We start from the raw sequence: 16090 nt of genomic DNA, 5'->3' as shown, positions 1-16090 counted from the left end.
ACGGGGCGGGTCGATCAGGCTTTCTTCGCCCAGGCCGCGCACCAGCCCTTCGGCTCCACGCTGAAGCCAGCGAACAGGGTGCAACCCTGGTTGGCGGCCGTGTAGAACTGGCAGTTCAAGCAATTGCTGCCCGGCTTGAAGCTGGCATGCGTGGTCTTGGACGCATCGTCGATGTAGGCGAGCGCCTTGCCCTGCGGGTGGTCGGCAGGCAGCTTGGGCAGGGTTTGCGCCTGCGCCGCCGGAATGGCGAGACGGGCGGCGAAAGGCGCGGCCAGGGCGACGGCGCCCAGCTGCAGGAAACGACGACGGTTCGGTGTATCCATGGGGCTCTCCCGGTGGGTTGGCTCACCGACACGTTAGTCCGCTTCGCGTCGCGGACACTTGACGACCCGCAAGCCCATTGGCGAATGCTTCGCATCGCGAATGGCCCATTCACCCGGCGCACCCTAAACTTCGCCCATGAGCGCCCTCCCCTACGACCCGCACCGTCTCGCCGACGCCGCCGGCAGCCTGATCACGAACTGCCGCGAGCTCGCGCACGCCGGCCTCACGCCCGCCACGAGCAGCAACTTCTCGCAGCGCCTCGACGCGCAGCACTGCGCGATCACGGTATCCGGCCGCGACAAGGGCCGGTTGGTGCAGGACGACATCATGGTCGTCGACTTCGACGGCCGCCCGGTCGCGACCGACAAGCGCCCCTCGGCCGAAACGCTGCTGCACACGCAGCTCTATCGCCGCTTCGCCGACGTGGGCTGCATCCTGCACACACACTCGAAGACGCAGACGATCGCCTCGCGCCTGTTCGCCAAGCACGGCCACATCACCTTCGAGGGCTACGAGCTGCAGAAGGCCTTCCGCGGCAACGACACCCACGAAGGCGCGGTACGCGTGCCCGTGCTGCCGAACTCGCAGGACATGCCGGCGCTGGCCGCGATGGTCGAGGCCGAACTCGACCGCGGCCCGCTGTGGGGCTACCTGATCGAAGGCCACGGCCTGTACGCGTGGGGCCGCGACATGGCAGAGGCCCGCCGCCACCTCGATGCCTTCGAATTCCTCCTTTCCTGCGAACTCGAGCTCCGGAGACTGCACGCATGAGCCGCATCCGCCTGTTCAACGACACCGACCCGTCCACCGTGCTGCTCGAAACCCGCGAGCACAGCGCCATCGCCGCGGAACTCGCGAAGATCGGCGTGCGCTTCGAGCACTGGGCTGCCAACGCGCCCGTGAAGCCGGGCGCCTCGCAGGACGAGGTGATCGCCGCGTACAAGGGCGACATTGATCGCCTGATGGCCGAGGGCGGCTACAAGGCCGTCGACGTGATCAGCCTGACGGCCGACCACCCGCAGAAGGACGCGCTGCGCCAGAAGTTCCTCAACGAGCACACGCACAGCGAGGACGAGGTGCGCTTCTTCGTGGCGGGCTCGGGCCTGTTCACCCTGCACGTGGGCGGCAAGGTCTACGAGATCCTGTGCGAGGCCGGCGACCTGATCGGCGTGCCGGACGGCACGACGCACTGGTTCGACATGGGCCCGGAGCCGTTCTTCATCGCCATCCGCCTGTTCACCAACGTCGAAGGCTGGGTCGCGAACTTCACCGGCAGCGACATCGCGCAGCGCTTCCCCCGCTTCGAACGCGGCGAGGCTTTGGCTTGAACACGCCCCCCACCGTCATCCTCACCGACATCGAGGGCACGACGAGCAGCATCGCCTTCGTCAAGGATGTGCTGTTCCCCTACGCTCGCGCCGCCCTCCCGGGCTTCGTCGAGTCGCGCCGCCACGAGCCCGAGATCCGCAAGTGGCTCGACGCCGTCGCGCTCGAGATCGGCCACCCGCACCACGATTCACGCGACGAAGCCGCGGTCCAGCAGTTGCTCGCCTGGATCGACGAGGACCGCAAGCACACGGCGCTGAAGGCCATCCAGGGCCAACTCTGGGCCGAGGGCTACGCGCTGGGCGAATACCGGGCGCACGTCTACGCCGACGCGGGCGACGCGCTGAAGCGCTGGAAGGCCGCGGGTCACGACCTCTACGTCTACAGCTCAGGCTCGGTTCCGGCGCAGAAGCTGTTCTTCGGCCACAGCGACGTGGGCGACCTCACGCCACTGTTCTCCGGCTATTTCGACACCGAGATCGGCGGCAAGCGCGAGGTCGGCAGCTACCGCCACATCGCCGCCGACATCGGCGTGGCGCCCTCGCACATCCTCTTCCTCTCCGACGTGGTCGAGGAGCTCGATGCGGCCCGCGAGGCGGGCCTTCGCACCGTGCTGCTCGACCGTCGCAACGATTACCCGACCCCGCGCGAAGCGATGGCCAACGGCCACCGCCTCGTGGAGAGCTTCGCGGCCATCACGCCGTGACGGCGTCCAGCGCCGGGTAATCGGTGTAGCCCTTGGGGCCCGGCGAATAGAGCGTCGAGAAGTCCACTTCGGCCAGCGGCGCGTTCGTGCGAAGGCGATCGACGAGGTCCGGATTGCTGATGAAGGGCTTGCCGAACACGATGACGTCGCCGCGGCCCGAAGCGATGGCCTCGGCGGCGGACACCGCGTCGAAGCCACCGTTAAGGAACAGCGGGCCGCGGAAGCTCCGGCGGGCCGCCGCACCGACGGCCTGCTCCTCCGGCAGCGACTGGTCGCCGTGGCGGATCTCGAGGAAGCCGATGCCGCGCGCGTCCAGCTCGCGGGCCACGTACTCGACCAGCGCCACCGGCTGGCTGTCGCGGATGTCGTTGTAGGCGACCAGCGGCGAAATACGCACCGACACGCGGCCGGCGCCGACCTCGGCGGACACCGCATCCACGATTTCCAGCAGCAGGCGGGCACGGTTCTCGATGCTGCCGCCGTAGCCGTCGGTGCGGTCGTTGACGCTGTCACGCAGGAACTGGTCGATCAGGTAGCCGTGGGCGCCGTGGATCTGCACGCCGTCGAAGCCTGCGCGGATCGCGCGCTTGGCCCCCTCCACGAACAGGTCGACGATCCCCGGCAGCTCGGTGACGTCGAGACGTCGCGGCACTTCGTAGGGCTTCGGGCCGTCCGGCGTGTGGATGGTGTCGCCCTGGATGGCGCGGTCGCTGCTGGAGACCGGCTGGCGGCCGCCGTCGAGCAGCGAATGGGCGGCTCGGCCCGGATGCCAGAGCTGCAGCGCGATTCGGCCGCCCTTCGCGTGCACGGCGTCGGTCACGCCCTTCCAACCCGCCACGCAGGCCTCGTCGAAGATGCCGGGTTCACCCGTGAAGGCGCTGGCGTCCGCCGAGACCATGGTCGCCTCGGCGATCAGCAGGCCGGCGCCGGCGCGCTGCGCATAGTGCTCGGCCATCAGCGCGTTCGGGATATGGGTGCGGCCGGCGCGGGCGCGGGTCAACGGCGCCATGGCGATGCGGTTCGGCAGGGTGATCGCGCCAGCGGTGATCGGGGTGAACAGGGGGCTCATGGCGGCTCCGCAGGTTGGGAATCCGAAGGTGCGGGCGCCGCGGCCAGCTCCCAAGCGCTGGCGAGGGTCCGCCGGCGGAACGCAGCGTTTCGCGGCCGGCTGCCACGACTTTTCACACGGCCGTGCACCGGGCCGGAAGGCGGCCCCGATAAACTGTGAGGGAACGCACACTCGGATCACGGATGTCCCCGGTGACACGCATCGTCTCCACCCTGCCCTTCCATAAGTCGCCGCGCTGGACGTCCAGCGTGGAGACGGTGGCGGCCTCGCCTTCGCCTCGCCCGGGCCCTTGGCGGCGGGCTTGGGAACGCATGGGCGTGCCGGACCCGTCGGTGATCTCGCGCCTCCTGCGCCGCGCCGGCTCGGCCGACGCGGTGCTGATCAATGGCGGCGAACGGGCCGACCTCGTTTATCTGGCGCTCGCGTCCCTGTGCCCGTGGATCACCGCCCCGCACCTGATCGTGGATGCGCATTGGCAGCCGGGAAACGCGTGGCTGCACCGGCTGGCGCAGCGCCTGCCGCTCTGGCTCGGCCGTCGCCTGCTGGCCGAAGTCCAGCCCCATTCGCGCGAAGAGATCCCGCTCTACGTGTCGGTGTTTGGCCTGCCGGACGCCGTGGTGAAGCCACTGCCGTGGTCGACCTCGCTCACGGGCTACGACCTGCAGCGGCAGGCCGAACCCGGCGAGGCCATCGTCACCGGTGGGCACAGCTACCGCGACTACCGCACCCTGCTCGAGGCGGTGCGCGGCGAGCCCTGGACCCTGCGCATCGGCCTGCCACCCTCGCCGGTGACGGCGCAGGTCAAGGCTTGGGCCGCCGACCTCCCGAACGTCGAAGTCGTCAGCGACTGGACCTTCCGGACCTACTGGCAGGCGGTGGCCGACAGCCGGGTGTTCGCCATGGCGATCACGCCGGGACTTCAGCGCTGCACCGCCGACCAGACGATCTGCAACGCAATGGCCCTCGGCGCCATCGTCGTGGCGACGAATGCGATGTCGTCGCGGATCTACATCGATCACGGGCGCACGGGCTTCCTCGTGCCGGAAGGCGATGCGGCCGCATGGAAGCGCACCTTGGCCGATGTGCATGCGCTGCCCGCCGAGAAGGCACGCGCGATCCGCTCGGCGGCCCAGCATGAAGCCACCACGCGGTTCAGCGAGGACGCCCGGATCGAGGAAACCCTCCGTCGCGCGCGCATCGCCGCGGCGGAATGGGCCGATCGCGGGCGCGCGCCAGGCCGGCACGACGCCTGGCAGTGGGCGAAGGCCGGCTTCGTTCTGCTGCTGGCCGCCAAAGCCAGCCTGCTGCCGATCCTGCTCTGAGCCCCGCGCCGAGCCTGCCTCAGGGCTCGACGTCGGCCAACCGATAGCGCGTGCTGCGGCGCAGCTCGCCACGCCAGCGGTCGAAGACGCGCACCTCGACCTCGTGCTCGCCTGCCGGCAGGTCGGTCCGCAGCGCGCCACGCCACAGGTGCGGCGAGAGAATGGCTTCCGGCGCGCGGTCATAGCCCCGCAGGACATCGCTGCGGTCATCGTCGGCATTGATGGCCCGCAGTTCGGGGTCGGCGCGCTCGACGCGGCGCATGGGCTGCCATTCGCCACCGCCCACGCGGTAATCCACGCGCGTGTCGGCATCGCCCATCCAGACATTCGCGTAGACACCGAAGCCCGGCCACGCGCCACGGCGCAGCACTTTCGGCGCGTGCAAGCCGAAGGGCGGATCATCGGCTGCGCCGCCCACGTGCCATCGCAGCGCGTAGCGACCCTCCGTTTGGACGGTGAGCGTGGCGTAGCCGTTGGGCGTGCCGTCGGCCATGCGCGTGTCGGGGATGCCGCGCACATCCTTCACCCCCGTCCAGAACGCGCCGCAGGCCGCGCCCACGTTGTACTCGTGCAAGGGCGTGGCGCCAGCGAAACCGGCCTCGGCGCCATGCCAGCGATGCTGCTGGATGTGCGTGTGGCTGGAGAGCACCAACGTGTTGGCGCGCCGTTCCAGCAGGTCGAACAGCCGCTGGCGGTCCGCGTCGCGGAAGGAGTCGATGGCGGGATCCGGGTCGTCGTCGAACAGCGGGATGTGCATCGCCAGCACGAGCAGCGCCTCGCCGGGCACCGTCGGCAACCACGCCTCGAGGAAGCGGAACTGCGCCTCGCGCAATCCGCCGACATAGCGCGCCGGCACGCCGCTGCCGGGCTGGTGGATGACGTTGTCAAGCACGACCACCGCGAGGCCGGGCTCCTCCCACGCGAAGGTGTCGGGACCAAAGACCTGCCGGAAGCTGTCGAGCGACGCCTCGTCGGTGGCCGCGCCATGGTCGCGATCGTGGTTGCCGCTGACGTGCAGCCACGGGGTGCGCGTCGCCGCGGTGGCACGGGCCATGGCCGGCAGCAGGGCGAGGTTGCCGTGGACGATGTCGCCGAGCGAGACGCCGAGGCGCGCACGAGGAAGGCGGGCTTCGTCGGCGACGATGTCGCGCTCGAAGTAGTCCACATCGGCGCGGTTCTTCGGCTGGGGATCGCCGAACAAGCGCACGTCGTAAGGCGGTCGCACAGGCGCTTCGCTCAAGGCGATGTCCCAAGCCGCCGTTCCCGCGGGGCGCCAGAAGTCCGGCAGGCCGTCAGCGCGGAGGGGCAGGCGATAGCCCGCGGGCTTTACGACGAAGACCGGCAGGTCGGAACCCGGGGCCAGCGGGAGCCCGAATCGTCCGTCCGCGTCGCTCTTCGACAGCGTCGCGCCCTGCGCGACCGACACGCCGACCAAGCCTCGCTCGCCGGCATCGCGTTGGCCGTTGCCGTTGGCGTCAACGAACACCTGGCCGGACAGCATCGGCTCGGGTGACGACATGGCGACGGCATCCGCCACCACGACCAGAGCCAGCGCGAGGGCAAGGCCGTGGACACGGCCGTATCTGCGGAAGGGGGCGATCAGGCGGAAGGCGGACAAGGCCATTCGGCGGGCTTGAGGGGACCGGCGGGAATGATACGGTGCAGGGACGGTAGGCTTCGCCCGGCTGGGTCAAGTGCACCGCGGCGCCTCTGGAGGAAGGATGGGTTCCGACCTGCTGCACTCGCTGATCGCCGATTGCGCCGTCGCTTTGGCGTTCTGCATGTTGATGATGTCGCTGGTGGCCGTCTCGCGGCACCCGGCGCTGCGCGGTGCCGTCCTTTACGCTTTCGGCCACATCGGTTTCACCGCCGGCGCAAGCCTGTTCATCCTCATGCTGGATGCCGGGGTGCCCGCCTCGCAGCGTCCCTGGATCGCTTGGTCGGCGCTCCTCGCTTCGACCGCCGGATGCGCGGCGATGGCCGATGGCATGGCCCGATTGCTCGAGGATCCGCGTCGTCCGCGCATCACCGTCGTCGCATCGGGCTTCGCCGTCGTGCTCCTGCTATCGGCGCTGCTGCCCTGGCCGGGCATCGACCCGCTGAAGCTGTCATCGGACCTGACCAACAGCCTCGGCCTCGTGGGATTGGCCGTCGTCCTCCTGCGTCGCCAACAGGCCCCGTACCGCGTGCCGGCGATCGCGGCCGGCGCCTGCATCGCGGCGCTGGTGCCGCTCTACGCCATCGGGTCGGTGCAGGAGTGGACCGGTTCGGGCCCGGTCCTCGTCCCCAACTACGCGGACTGGGTCTGGCTCGACCTTGCGCTGTGGAACACGATCAACCTGTGCGTGATGATGCTCGCGAGCTTCCGCGCCCTCGTGGTGTTCGTTCGACGTTCGCGCACCGATGCCCTGACGCACTGCCTGAACCGCAGCGGGCTCGAGGATGAACTCGCCATGCTGGTCATGCGTATTCCGGCCGAAACACCCGTCGTGGTGCTGGCACTCGATATCGACCACTTCAAGTCCATCAACGACCGCCTCGGCCACGCGGCGGGGGACGTCTACCTCGAGCGGTTCGCGCAGGCCGTGCAGAGCAGCGTGCGCCAATCCGACCGTGTCGCCCGCATCGGCGGAGAGGAATTCATCGCCCTGCTGGTGGACGCGCACCCCGAGGCAGGGGAGCGCGTCGCCGAGAAAGTACTCGAGGCGGTCCGCCGCCTCGAGGTCGACCACGATGGGGAGAAGATCCGTGCGACGGTCAGTATCGGCATCGCCAGCGGCTTCGGACTGGGCTCCATCGAGGCGTTGATGCGGCGCGCCGACCGCGCGCTTTACGCGGCGAAGGGCAGTGGCCGCGACCGCGTCTGCACGGCGGGCGCCGGGGGAACGACCGACGCTGCGCCGAAGCGCGACGTCAGCCAGTGACGCGCGCCTTGGCCTGATGCCGCTTCGACAGCACGTGCTCGACGTCGCCGAGGCCGAGGCCGCGTGCGCGAAGACCCACGAGCGTGTGGAACAGCAGGTCGGCCGCCTCGTCGAGCACGGCCTTGTCATCCTGCGCGACGAGGGCCAACGCCGTTTCGACACCCTCTTCGCCGACCTTCTGCGCGATCTTGCGCACGCCGGATTCGAACAGCGTCGTCGTGTAGCTGCCCGGAGGGCGCTCGCGCTCGCGCTGCTCGATGGTGGCTTCGAGTTCGGCCAGCACGCTGCCCGGGGCATCGGGGAAACAGCTCGCCCGCTTCAAGTGGCAGGTGGGCCCATGCGGGATGGCCTGCACCAGCAGCGCGTCGGCATCACAGTCGGTGGTGATGGCGACGAACTCGAGGATGTCGCCCGAGGTCTCGCCCTTCATCCACAGCCGGTTCTTGCTGCGGCTGAAGAACGTGACCTTGCCGGTGGCGACCGTCGCCTCGACGGCGGCGCGGTTCATGTAGCCGAGCATCAGCACGCGGCGCGTGCGCGCGTCCTGCACGATGGCCGGCAGCAGGCCGCCCTGCTTCGCGAAGTCGAGGGCGTCGAGATCGAAGGGCGCCGGGGCGCCGGGGGTGGGTTCAGTCACGTCGCACCTCGATGCCGGCCTCGGCGAGGCGGGCTTTGAGCTCAGGGATCGGCACGGTACCCGAATGGAAGACCGATGCGGCAAGCGCGGCATCGACGTCGGCCACGCGGAACGCATCGACGAAGTGTTCGATCGCGCCGGCACCGCCCGAAGCGACCAGTGGCACGCGGCAGATGGCGCGCACGGCGGCCAGCTGTTCAAGGTCGTAGCCGGTCTTCGCACCGTCGCTGCCCATGCAGTTCAGGACGATCTCGCCGGCGCCACGCCCCTGCGCCTCGCGGACCCAGTCCAGCGTGCGACGGCCCAGCGCCTTCGTCTTCGAGGGGTCGCCGGTGTACTGGCGCACTCGCCATTCGCCGTCGGCGTCCTTCAGCGAATCGACGCCGACCACCACGCACTGCACGCCGAACGCGGCGGCCAGTTCGTCGACCAGCTCCGGACGCTCGAGCGCCGGCGAGTTCACCGAGACCTTGTCGGCGCCGGCATTGAGGATCGCCCGTGCATCCTCGACCGAGCGGATGCCGCCGGCCACGCAGAACGGGATGTCGATGATCCTCGCGACGCGCTCCACCCACGTGCGATCGACACTGCGGCCCTCGGGGCTGGCGGTGATGTCGTAGAACACCAGCTCGTCCGCGCCTTCATCGCGATAGCGCAGGGCGAGTTCCTCGATGCCGCCCATCACGACGTGGTCGCGGAAGCGCACGCCCTTGACGACCTGGCCGTCGCGGACATCGAGGCAGGGAATGAGGCGTCGCGCGAGCATCAGGCGGTTTCCTTCGACGGGCCCACCGCGGCGCCCTTGGCATCGATCGCGGCGATGGCCTCGGCCAAGGTGAACCGGCCGTCCAACAGCGCCTTGCCAAGGATGGCACCGCCCGCGCCGGCCGCGAGGGCTCCGTGGACGTCGTCGAGCGAGGCTACGCCGCCCGAGGCCTGCACCGAAACCTCGGGGAAGCGCGTGGCGATCTCCCGGTAGAGGTCGAGGTTGAGGCCCGCGAGCATGCCGTCGCGCGCGATGTCGGTGCACAGCAGGTGGCGCAGGCCGGTGTCGGCATAGCGCTTGAGCAGGTCGAACAGCGCGAGGCCCGAGGCCTCGGTCCAACCATGCACCGGCAAGCGGAATACGCCGGCGTCGTCCGCGCGGGCGTCGAGAGCGATGGTGATCCGATCGTCGCCGAAGCGCTCCAGCCAGCCGAGCACCCGGTTCGCCTGCCGGACGGCCAGCGAACCGATGACGACGCGCGAGGCGCCCGCCCCGAGGATGGTCAGAACGTCACCGTCGTCGCGAACGCCACCGCCGGTCTGCACCTTCAGCGTGGTCTCGCGGCGGATCGCCTCGACGAGCGGGGCGAGCGTCCAGCCGCCGGCCTTGGCGGCATCGAGGTCGACGAGATGCAGCCACTCGGCGCCGGCGTCGGCGTAGCGCTTGGCGAGTGCCAGCGGATCGTCGGCGTAGCGGGTCTCGGCGTCGTAGTCACCTTGGCGGAGACGCACGACGCGGCCTTCGCGGATGTCGATGGCGGGATAGAGGATGAAGGACACGATGACGCCTAGAGCGAGAGGAAGTTGCGGAGGAGGCGCGCGCCGGTCGCGGCGCTGCGCTCGGGGTGGCACTGCGCCCCCATGACGTGGCCACGGGCGGCAATGGCGGTGAACGGATCGCCGTGCGTGCTGGTGGCCAGCGCGTTCGCGTCGCCGCGATACGCGTAGCTGTGCACGAAGTAGGCATGCCGCCCGTCGAGCCCGACCATCAGCGGGTGGGACGCGGCTTCGGCCGACGCGGCCTGCAGCCGGTTCCAGCCCATGTGCGGCACGCGCACGCCCGGCGATTCCGGCAGGCGCTCGACGCGGCCCGGCAGCAGGCCGAGGCAGGCGACTTCGCCCTCGACCGAATGCTCGAAGAGCAGCTGCATGCCCACGCAGATGCCCATCAACGGCTGCGTAAGCGTGGGGATCAGGCGGTCCAGCCCATTGGCGCGCAGCCGCGCCATCGCCGGGCCCGCGGCGCCGACGCCGGGAAGCAGCACGTGGGTCGCCGCGCGGATGCGCTGCGCGTCGCTGGTGACCGGCGCCTCCACGCCGAGCCGCGCGAACGCGGCCTGCACGGAGCCCAGGTTGGCGCCGCCGGAATCCAGCAGCACCAGCCGGATGCGCGAGGCATCGAGGGCGGGCAACGTGTCCGTCACAGCACGCCCTTGGTGCTCGGCAGCGCCGTGCCTTCGCGGCGGATCGCGAGGCGCAGCGCGCGCGCGACGACCTTGAAGCAGGCTTCGACCATGTGGTGCGTGTTCTCGCCCCGCACCTGCAGGTGCAGGTTCAGGCCGGACGTCTCGCAGAGCGAGCGGAAGAAGTGCGGCACCAGCTCGGTGGCCAGTCCGCCGACCTCGGTGCGCGGGAACGTCCCATCGAAGACGAAGTACGGCCGGCCGGAGAAATCGACCACGGCCGCAGCGCGGGTTTCGTCCATCGGCAGCGCGAAGGCCGCGCGGGCGTCGGCACCGAAAGCCTCCGCGCCAGCCGACGCGGGTTCGCCGCCCTGCCCTTCGCCACCATCGAAGCCGTAGCGGCCGATGCCGCGCTTGTCGCCCAGCGCCTGCTTCAACGCCTGGCCAATGGCCAGCGCGCAGTCCTCGACGGTGTGGTGCTCGTCGATGTGCAGGTCGCCGGCACAGCGCACCGCGAGCCCGAAGCCGCCGTGCTTGCCGAGCTGTTCCAGCATGTGGTCGAAGAAGCCGTGGCCGGTGGCGATGGCCGGCTCACTCGCGCGGTCGAGGTCGACCTGCACGGTGATCTTCGTCTCCTTCGTGGTGCGCTCGACGGTGGCCGTGCGCGGCGAGGCGGTGAGCGCGTGCGCGATCCCCGCCCAGTCGTAGTGGCCGTCCTTCAAGCGGAAACCGCGCGCGCCGAGGTTGGTGGCGAACTGCATGTCCGTTTCGCGGTCGCCGACCATCGCGCTGTTCGCGAGGTCGATGTCGCGGTCGCGCAGGTAGTGCATGACCATGCCGATGCCGGGCTTGCGCGTGGGCAGGTTCTCGCGCGCGAAGCTCTCGTCGATGAGCACTTCGCGGAAGGTAATGCCCTGCGATTCGAGGATCTGCAGCAACAGGCGCTGCGGGCCCTCGAAGGCCTCGCGCGGGAAGCTCGGCGTGCCGAGCCCGTCCTGGTTGCTCACCATGACGAACTGGAACCCGGCGTCGCGGAGCTTCTGCAGGGCGGCGATGCAGCCGCGGGTGAGTCGGAACTTCTCGAAGGCATCGATCTGCTCGTCGGCGGGCTCGTCGATGAGCACGCCGTCGCGGTCGATGAACAGGATCTTCTGGGGCATGGCAGGGTCTCAGGCCGTCGCGGCGACGCGCGCAGGGAGGGCAGCAAGGGCGGCGAGCATCGCGTCGTTCTCCTCCGCGGTGCCGATGGTGATGCGCAGGGCATCCTTGAGCTGGGGCGCCGCGCGCTGGTCGCGCACGACGACGCCCGCGGCGAGCAAGGCCTGCATGGCGGCCTCGGCATCGGCGAAGCGCACCAGCAGGTAGTTGGCGTCTGAGGCGTAGACGGCGCGCACGCCGTCGAGCCCGCGCAGCGCTTCGGCCACGCGGCCGCGTTCGGCGACGATGCGACCGGCACGACGCTTCGCCTCGTCGGCGGCCGAGGGCGACACGGCATCGAGCGCCAAGGCGACGGCCGGCGACGCCAGCGGGTACGGCGGAGCGATGGCGGCGAGCACGCGGATCAGCGTGGGGTCACCGATGGTGATGCCGAGCCGCGCGCCGGCGAGCGCATAAGCCTTCGACAGCGTGCGCAGCACGACGAGGTTCGGGAAGCGCTCGCGCAGCGCAAGCGCGCCGGGTGCCTCGTTGTACTCGCCATAAGCTTCGTCGACCACGACCAGCGCGCGGCCAGCGACACCGCGCAGCAGGCGCTCGAGGTCAGCGTTCGATACCGCGCCGCCGGTCGGATTCGACGGCGAGCAGACGTAGAGGATCTTGACCGGCGCCTTGGCGACGGACAGTTCCAGAGCGCGCAGGGCGGCGTCGATGTCGAAACGGAAGCGGTCGCCATCGTCGACCAGCGGAACTTCGACCACCGGCGCACCCTGCACACGCGCCGACACGGCATACATGCCGAACACCGGCGGGGAAACGAGGATCGCCTCGCGCTCGGCGCGGCAGAGCGCGCGCGTCAGCAGGTCGATGCCTTCATCGCTGCCGCGCGTCATCAGCAGGCTGTCCTCGGGCACGCCGTAGAGCGCCGCGAGGCGCGCCCGCAACGCAGCCGGCTGCGGCTCGGGGTAGCGGTTGAGGCCCTGCCCCGGATCGGCGGGCGAGGCCCACGGGCTCTCGTTTGCGTTGAGCCAGACGCGGCCCTTGAGGCCGGTCTTGCGCGCCGAGCCGTAGCCGCCGAAATCGCGCAGGTCGGTGCGGACGAGATCGAGCACGTTCATGCCGAGGCCTCCAGACGCTGGACGACCGATTGCGCGTGGGCTTCGAGCGACTCCGCGCGAGCCATCGTGACGGCACAGGGACCGATGGCGCGCAGGCCCTCGCGGCTCACCTGCTGCACGCTGATGCTGCGCTGGAAGCTCGCCACGGAGACACCACTCCACGCCCGCGCCGCACCGCCGGTGGGCAGCACGTGGTTGGTGCCGGAGCAGTAGTCGCCCAGTGATTCCGGCGCGAAGTCGCCGAGGAAGATCGACCCGGCGCAGGTGATCTTCGACAGCCACGCCCGCGGCTCGCGAAGCTGCACGATCAGGTGCTCGGGGCCGTAGGCATTGCTGATCGCGAAGGCCTCGTCCAACGTGGGCACGACGATGAGGCGGGCGAAGTCCAGGGCCTTCGTGGCGATGGCCTCGCGCGGCAGGCGCGCGACCTGCGCCTTCACTTCGGCCTCGACGGCCGCCGCGAAGGCCGCGTTGTCCGTGGCCATCACCACCTGCGAATCGGGGCCGTGCTCGGCCTGCGCCAGCAGGTCGGCGGCCACGAAGGCCGGATTGGCGCCGGCATCGGCGATGACCAGCACTTCCGAGGGGCCGGCCGGCATGTCGATGGCCGGGCCGTCGGGCAGCGCGGTGACCTGCGACTTCGCCAGCATCACCCACGCGTTGCCGGGGCCGAAGAGCTTGTCGCAGCGCGGAATGGATTCGGTGCCGAAGGCCATCGCGGCAATGGCCTGCGCGCCACCGATCTTGAACACGCGGCGGACGCCGCACAGCCGAGCCGCCACCAGCACGGCTGGATCGGCGCTGCCGTCGGGCCGCGGCGGCGTGCACACCACCACCTCGCGGCAGCCGGCGATCTGCGAGGGCACACCGAGCATCAGCGCGGTCGAAGGCAGCGGCGCCGAGCCGGCCGGCACGTACAGGCCGACGGTGTCGATGGCGCGCAGCACGCGGCCGCAGCGCACACCCGGGGCGGTATCGATCTCGAACTCCGTCGGCGCGCCGGCGCGGTGCCAAGCATCGAGGCGCGACTTGGCTTCGATCATCGCCGCGCGCAGCGCCGGATCGAGGCCCGCTTCGGCGGCGTCGAACTCGGCGGCGCCCACCTCGAGCGAATCCAGTTCGACGTTGTCGAAGCGGCGGGTCAGCGCGCGCAGCGCCGTGTCGCCGTCGGCGCGCACCTGCGCGAGGATGCGCTGCACGGCGGCGATGCGCTCCTCGCTTGAATTCGAGGGCGGCCGCGCAAGCGCGGCGGCGCGCTCGTCAGCGGAAAGCCCGGCCCAGTCGAGGGTCTTCATGGTCGTCATCCAATCGTCGTGCTCAGGCCAGCATCTGCTCGACCGGCAGCACCATCAGGGCGCTGGCACCGGCCTTCTTCATGTCCTCGAGGCGCTGCCAGGTCACCGCCGTGCGACACAGCGCCTGTACCGCGACGCGCGAGCCATCGCCGTCGAGCGTGGTCACCAGCGGCGCATCCACGTCCGGCAGCAGCTTCAGCAGTTCGCCCAGTGCGGCGCGCTCGGCCTGCAGCATCAGCAGCTTCGCGGCCTTCACCGACAGCACGCCGTCGAGGCGACGCAGCAGCAGGTCGGCCAGCGCCTGGCGCTCGTCGTTGAAGGGCTTCGAGGGCCCGGCGATGACCGCCTCGCTCTCGAGGATCACCGCCACTTCCTTCAGCTGGTTGGCCACCAGCGTGCCGCCGGTCGAGACGAGGTCGCAGATGGTCTCGGCCTTGCCGAGGCGCGGCGCGATCTCCACCGAGCCCGACAGCAGCACTGGCTCGGCATCGACGGCGTTGTCCTTCAGCCATTTGGCGAGAAGCGCCGGGTAACTGGTGGCGCAGCGCAGGCCGGCGAGGCGCTGCGGGCCGGGCCACTCCCAGTCCTGCGGCACGGCCACCGAGAGGCGGCAGCGGCCGAAGCCGAGGCGGCGCACGACGCTGAAGGCCTCGCCCTCGCCCTTCGCCTGCCGCTCGTAGTCCTGCTCGGCCAGCACATTGAGGCCGACGATGCCGAGGTCGCAGACGCCTTCGGCAATCAGCCCTGGGATGTCGTCGTCGCGGACGAGGAGCAGGTCGATGGGCAGCGATTCGCCGTAGCAGAACAGGCGGTCGCGGCTCTCGCGGAAGCTCAGGCCGGCGCGCGCGAGCAGGTCGCGGGCGGGGTCCGAGAGGCGGCCGGATTTCTGGATGGCAATGCGCAGGCGATCGTGCGTCCGCATGGTGCGGGCTCCGTGGGAAAGCGAATCGGTTGGAGGATCAGGGCGTGTCGTGGTGGCCGGGCACGGCGAAGGCCGCGCCCGGCGACAGATGCCCGAGGCGTTCGGCAGCGAGGCGGTAGCCGCCAGCGCCGAGGGACAAGCAGCGGGCGACGCGGCCCACGGTGGTGACGCTCACGCCGGTGCGGTCGTGGATGTCGCGATAGGCGCGCCCTTCGGCGAGTTCCGGCACGACCGCCCAGCGGTCAGCCATGGCCTCGAGCTCGGCCGGGGTGCAGAGATCGATCAGGAAACGGCGGACTTCGTCGGCGTCGCGCAGGGCGCGCAGGGCCTCGACCAGCCCGTCGAGACGCGCGCCCACGCCGGGGCCGGGCGCCACCGGGGTGGCGACGGACACGGGGGAGCGATCGATGGCGGGACGGCGCTTCATGGGCGCGCACTGTAATAGCGCGTTATTACATTGGTCAATAGGCCGACAGCGATGAACTGGCCGGTCTTCACCCGACGATCTCGACCGCAGGCCGGGGATGCGCGAGTCTGGGCACCTGAGCGGAGGCGCACCCGTGATCCACCGACGGCCCTTGGGCAAACCCTGGCAGGACGAACTACAGCTCGACGACGGGCGGCGGCTTTGGCTGCGGCCCATCCTCCCCGCCGACGCCGAACCCCTGCGTGCGGGATTCGCCCTGCTGACGCCGGAGGAGGTGCGGATGCGCTTCCTGCACCCGCTGACCGAGCTGACGCCGGAGATGGCGCGGCGGCTGACCCACATCGATCCAAGGACGCAGTTCGCCCTGGTGCTGGCCGAGCCGGAGGCTCCCGGGCAGGCGCTGGTGGGCGGCGTGGTGCGCGCGGCCATCGACACCGGCACACGACGGGCCGATTTCGCCATCCTGGTGATCCGCTATCTGGCCAACCAGGGACTCGGCACGCTGCTGATGAAGCAGATGCTGCGCTGGGCGAAGCTCAAGCGCCTCGACGCCGTGTACGGCGACGTGCTGCAGGAGAACACCCAGATGCTGCACCTCGCGCAGCAGCTGGGCTTCCGTCGACTGCCCTCGGACGAGCCGGGCCTCGTGCGCATCGAAAAGACGCTCTGAACCGCCGGCCCCTCGGGGCGCGGCGGG

The 16090-nt window shown here is 70.4% G+C and carries 18 protein-coding genes; 6 read left to right on the top strand and 12 right to left on the bottom strand.

The window, feature by feature from the left end; genetic code table 11:
• Positions 1 to 14: 14 nt before the first annotated feature.
• Positions 15 to 323: a high-potential iron-sulfur protein gene (locus ACIQ6S_RS00720; protein WP_397606660.1), complete on the bottom strand. Its 309-nt coding sequence runs from the start codon at positions 321 to 323 to the stop codon at positions 15 to 17.
• A 136-nt stretch (positions 324 to 459) separates the two neighbouring features.
• On the opposite strand from ACIQ6S_RS00720, the gene ACIQ6S_RS00715 reads away from it, so the two are divergent.
• Genes ACIQ6S_RS00715 through mtnC form a run of 3 tightly spaced genes read left to right on the top strand, consistent with a single transcriptional unit; the run spans position 460 to position 2356 of the window.
• The gene (locus ACIQ6S_RS00715; protein ID WP_397606659.1) at positions 460 to 1095 is read left to right on the top strand and encodes a methylthioribulose 1-phosphate dehydratase; all 636 of its coding nucleotides are present in this window, start codon (positions 460 to 462) and stop codon (positions 1093 to 1095) included.
• Positions 1092 to 1652: a 1,2-dihydroxy-3-keto-5-methylthiopentene dioxygenase gene (locus ACIQ6S_RS00710; protein ID WP_397606658.1), complete on the top strand. Its 561-nt coding sequence runs from the start codon at positions 1092 to 1094 to the stop codon at positions 1650 to 1652. The genes ACIQ6S_RS00715 and ACIQ6S_RS00710 overlap by 4 nt, the downstream gene beginning before the upstream one ends.
• On the top strand, positions 1649 to 2356 hold the full coding sequence (gene mtnC / locus ACIQ6S_RS00705; RefSeq protein ID WP_397606657.1) for an acireductone synthase: 708 nt from the start codon (positions 1649 to 1651) through the stop codon (positions 2354 to 2356). Before ACIQ6S_RS00710 ends, mtnC begins: the two co-directional genes overlap by 4 nt.
• On the opposite strand, the gene ACIQ6S_RS00700 is transcribed toward mtnC, so the two are convergent.
• Positions 2346 to 3425 carry an alkene reductase gene (locus ACIQ6S_RS00700; RefSeq protein ID WP_397606656.1) on the bottom strand — a complete coding sequence of 360 codons (1080 nt, stop codon included), beginning with the start codon at positions 3423 to 3425 and terminating at the stop codon, positions 2346 to 2348. The genes mtnC and ACIQ6S_RS00700 overlap by 11 nt on opposite strands.
• 182 nt (positions 3426 to 3607) lie before the next feature.
• Here ACIQ6S_RS00700 and ACIQ6S_RS00695 point away from each other — a divergent pair, with 182 nt between their 5' ends.
• Complete coding sequence (locus ACIQ6S_RS00695) at positions 3608 to 4747, top strand: glycosyltransferase (protein ID WP_397606655.1); 1140 nt, start codon at positions 3608 to 3610, stop codon at positions 4745 to 4747.
• 19 nt (positions 4748 to 4766) lie between these two features.
• Here the strand turns inward: ACIQ6S_RS00695 and ACIQ6S_RS00690 are convergent, their stop codons facing one another.
• Positions 4767 to 6371 carry a calcineurin-like phosphoesterase C-terminal domain-containing protein gene (locus ACIQ6S_RS00690; protein WP_397606654.1) on the bottom strand — a complete coding sequence of 535 codons (1605 nt, stop codon included), beginning with the start codon at positions 6369 to 6371 and terminating at the stop codon, positions 4767 to 4769.
• A 97-nt stretch (positions 6372 to 6468) separates the two neighbouring features.
• On the opposite strand from ACIQ6S_RS00690, the gene ACIQ6S_RS00685 reads away from it, so the two are divergent.
• Positions 6469 to 7671, top strand: a complete 1203-nt coding sequence (locus tag ACIQ6S_RS00685) for a diguanylate cyclase domain-containing protein (protein ID WP_397606653.1) — start codon at positions 6469 to 6471, stop codon at positions 7669 to 7671.
• Here the strand turns inward: ACIQ6S_RS00685 and hisIE are convergent.
• Genes hisIE through ACIQ6S_RS00640 form a run of 9 tightly spaced genes read right to left on the bottom strand, consistent with a single transcriptional unit; the run spans position 7661 to position 15393 of the window.
• Complete coding sequence (gene hisIE / locus ACIQ6S_RS00680) at positions 7661 to 8308, bottom strand: bifunctional phosphoribosyl-AMP cyclohydrolase/phosphoribosyl-ATP diphosphatase HisIE (RefSeq protein ID WP_397606652.1); 648 nt, start codon at positions 8306 to 8308, stop codon at positions 7661 to 7663. The two genes, ACIQ6S_RS00685 and hisIE, sit on opposite strands and share 11 nt — an antisense overlap.
• Entirely contained in the window at positions 8301 to 9074 is a 774-nt protein-coding gene (hisF, locus tag ACIQ6S_RS00675) for an imidazole glycerol phosphate synthase subunit HisF (RefSeq protein WP_397606651.1), read from the bottom strand. The genes hisIE and hisF overlap by 8 nt, the downstream gene beginning before the upstream one ends.
• Positions 9074 to 9853, bottom strand: a complete 780-nt coding sequence (hisA, locus tag ACIQ6S_RS00670; RefSeq protein WP_397606650.1) for a 1-(5-phosphoribosyl)-5-[(5-phosphoribosylamino)methylideneamino]imidazole-4-carboxamide isomerase — start codon at positions 9851 to 9853, stop codon at positions 9074 to 9076. The genes hisF and hisA overlap by 1 nt, the downstream gene beginning before the upstream one ends.
• Positions 9854 to 9861: 8 nt before the next feature.
• Positions 9862 to 10497 (bottom strand): imidazole glycerol phosphate synthase subunit HisH, encoded by a 636-nt coding sequence (hisH, locus tag ACIQ6S_RS00665; protein ID WP_397606649.1) that lies wholly within the window; start codon positions 10495 to 10497, stop codon positions 9862 to 9864.
• Positions 10494 to 11636 (bottom strand): bifunctional histidinol-phosphatase/imidazoleglycerol-phosphate dehydratase HisB, encoded by a 1143-nt coding sequence (hisB, locus tag ACIQ6S_RS00660; RefSeq protein WP_397606648.1) that lies wholly within the window; start codon positions 11634 to 11636, stop codon positions 10494 to 10496. Before hisB ends, hisH begins: the two co-directional genes overlap by 4 nt.
• A 9-nt stretch (positions 11637 to 11645) precedes the next feature.
• Positions 11646 to 12749, bottom strand: a complete 1104-nt coding sequence (gene hisC / locus ACIQ6S_RS00655) for a histidinol-phosphate transaminase (protein ID WP_397606647.1) — start codon at positions 12747 to 12749, stop codon at positions 11646 to 11648.
• Positions 12746 to 14044: a histidinol dehydrogenase gene (gene hisD, locus ACIQ6S_RS00650; protein WP_397606646.1), complete on the bottom strand. Its 1299-nt coding sequence runs from the start codon at positions 14042 to 14044 to the stop codon at positions 12746 to 12748. The genes hisC and hisD overlap by 4 nt, the downstream gene beginning before the upstream one ends.
• A gap of 22 nt (positions 14045 to 14066) precedes the next feature.
• A complete protein-coding gene (gene hisG / locus ACIQ6S_RS00645) occupies positions 14067 to 14966 on the bottom strand; it encodes an ATP phosphoribosyltransferase (protein WP_397606645.1) in 900 nt (299 codons plus the stop codon).
• Positions 14967 to 15003: 37 nt separating this feature from the next.
• The gene (locus ACIQ6S_RS00640) at positions 15004 to 15393 is read right to left on the bottom strand and encodes a YerC/YecD family TrpR-related protein (RefSeq protein WP_397606644.1); all 390 of its coding nucleotides are present in this window, start codon (positions 15391 to 15393) and stop codon (positions 15004 to 15006) included.
• Between the two features lie 136 nt (positions 15394 to 15529).
• Between ACIQ6S_RS00640 and ACIQ6S_RS00635 the strand changes: the two genes are divergently transcribed.
• Positions 15530 to 16063 (top strand): GNAT family N-acetyltransferase, encoded by a 534-nt coding sequence (locus ACIQ6S_RS00635; protein WP_397606741.1) that lies wholly within the window; start codon positions 15530 to 15532, stop codon positions 16061 to 16063.
• The last annotated feature ends 27 nt before the right edge of the window (positions 16064 to 16090 follow it).

It is taken from the genome of Silanimonas sp. (genome assembly GCF_044377035.1).
Lineage (GTDB): Bacteria > Pseudomonadota > Gammaproteobacteria > Xanthomonadales > Xanthomonadaceae > Silanimonas.
Note: the sequence above shows the minus strand (reverse complement) of the source record. Positions and strands in the feature narration are given on the sequence as shown.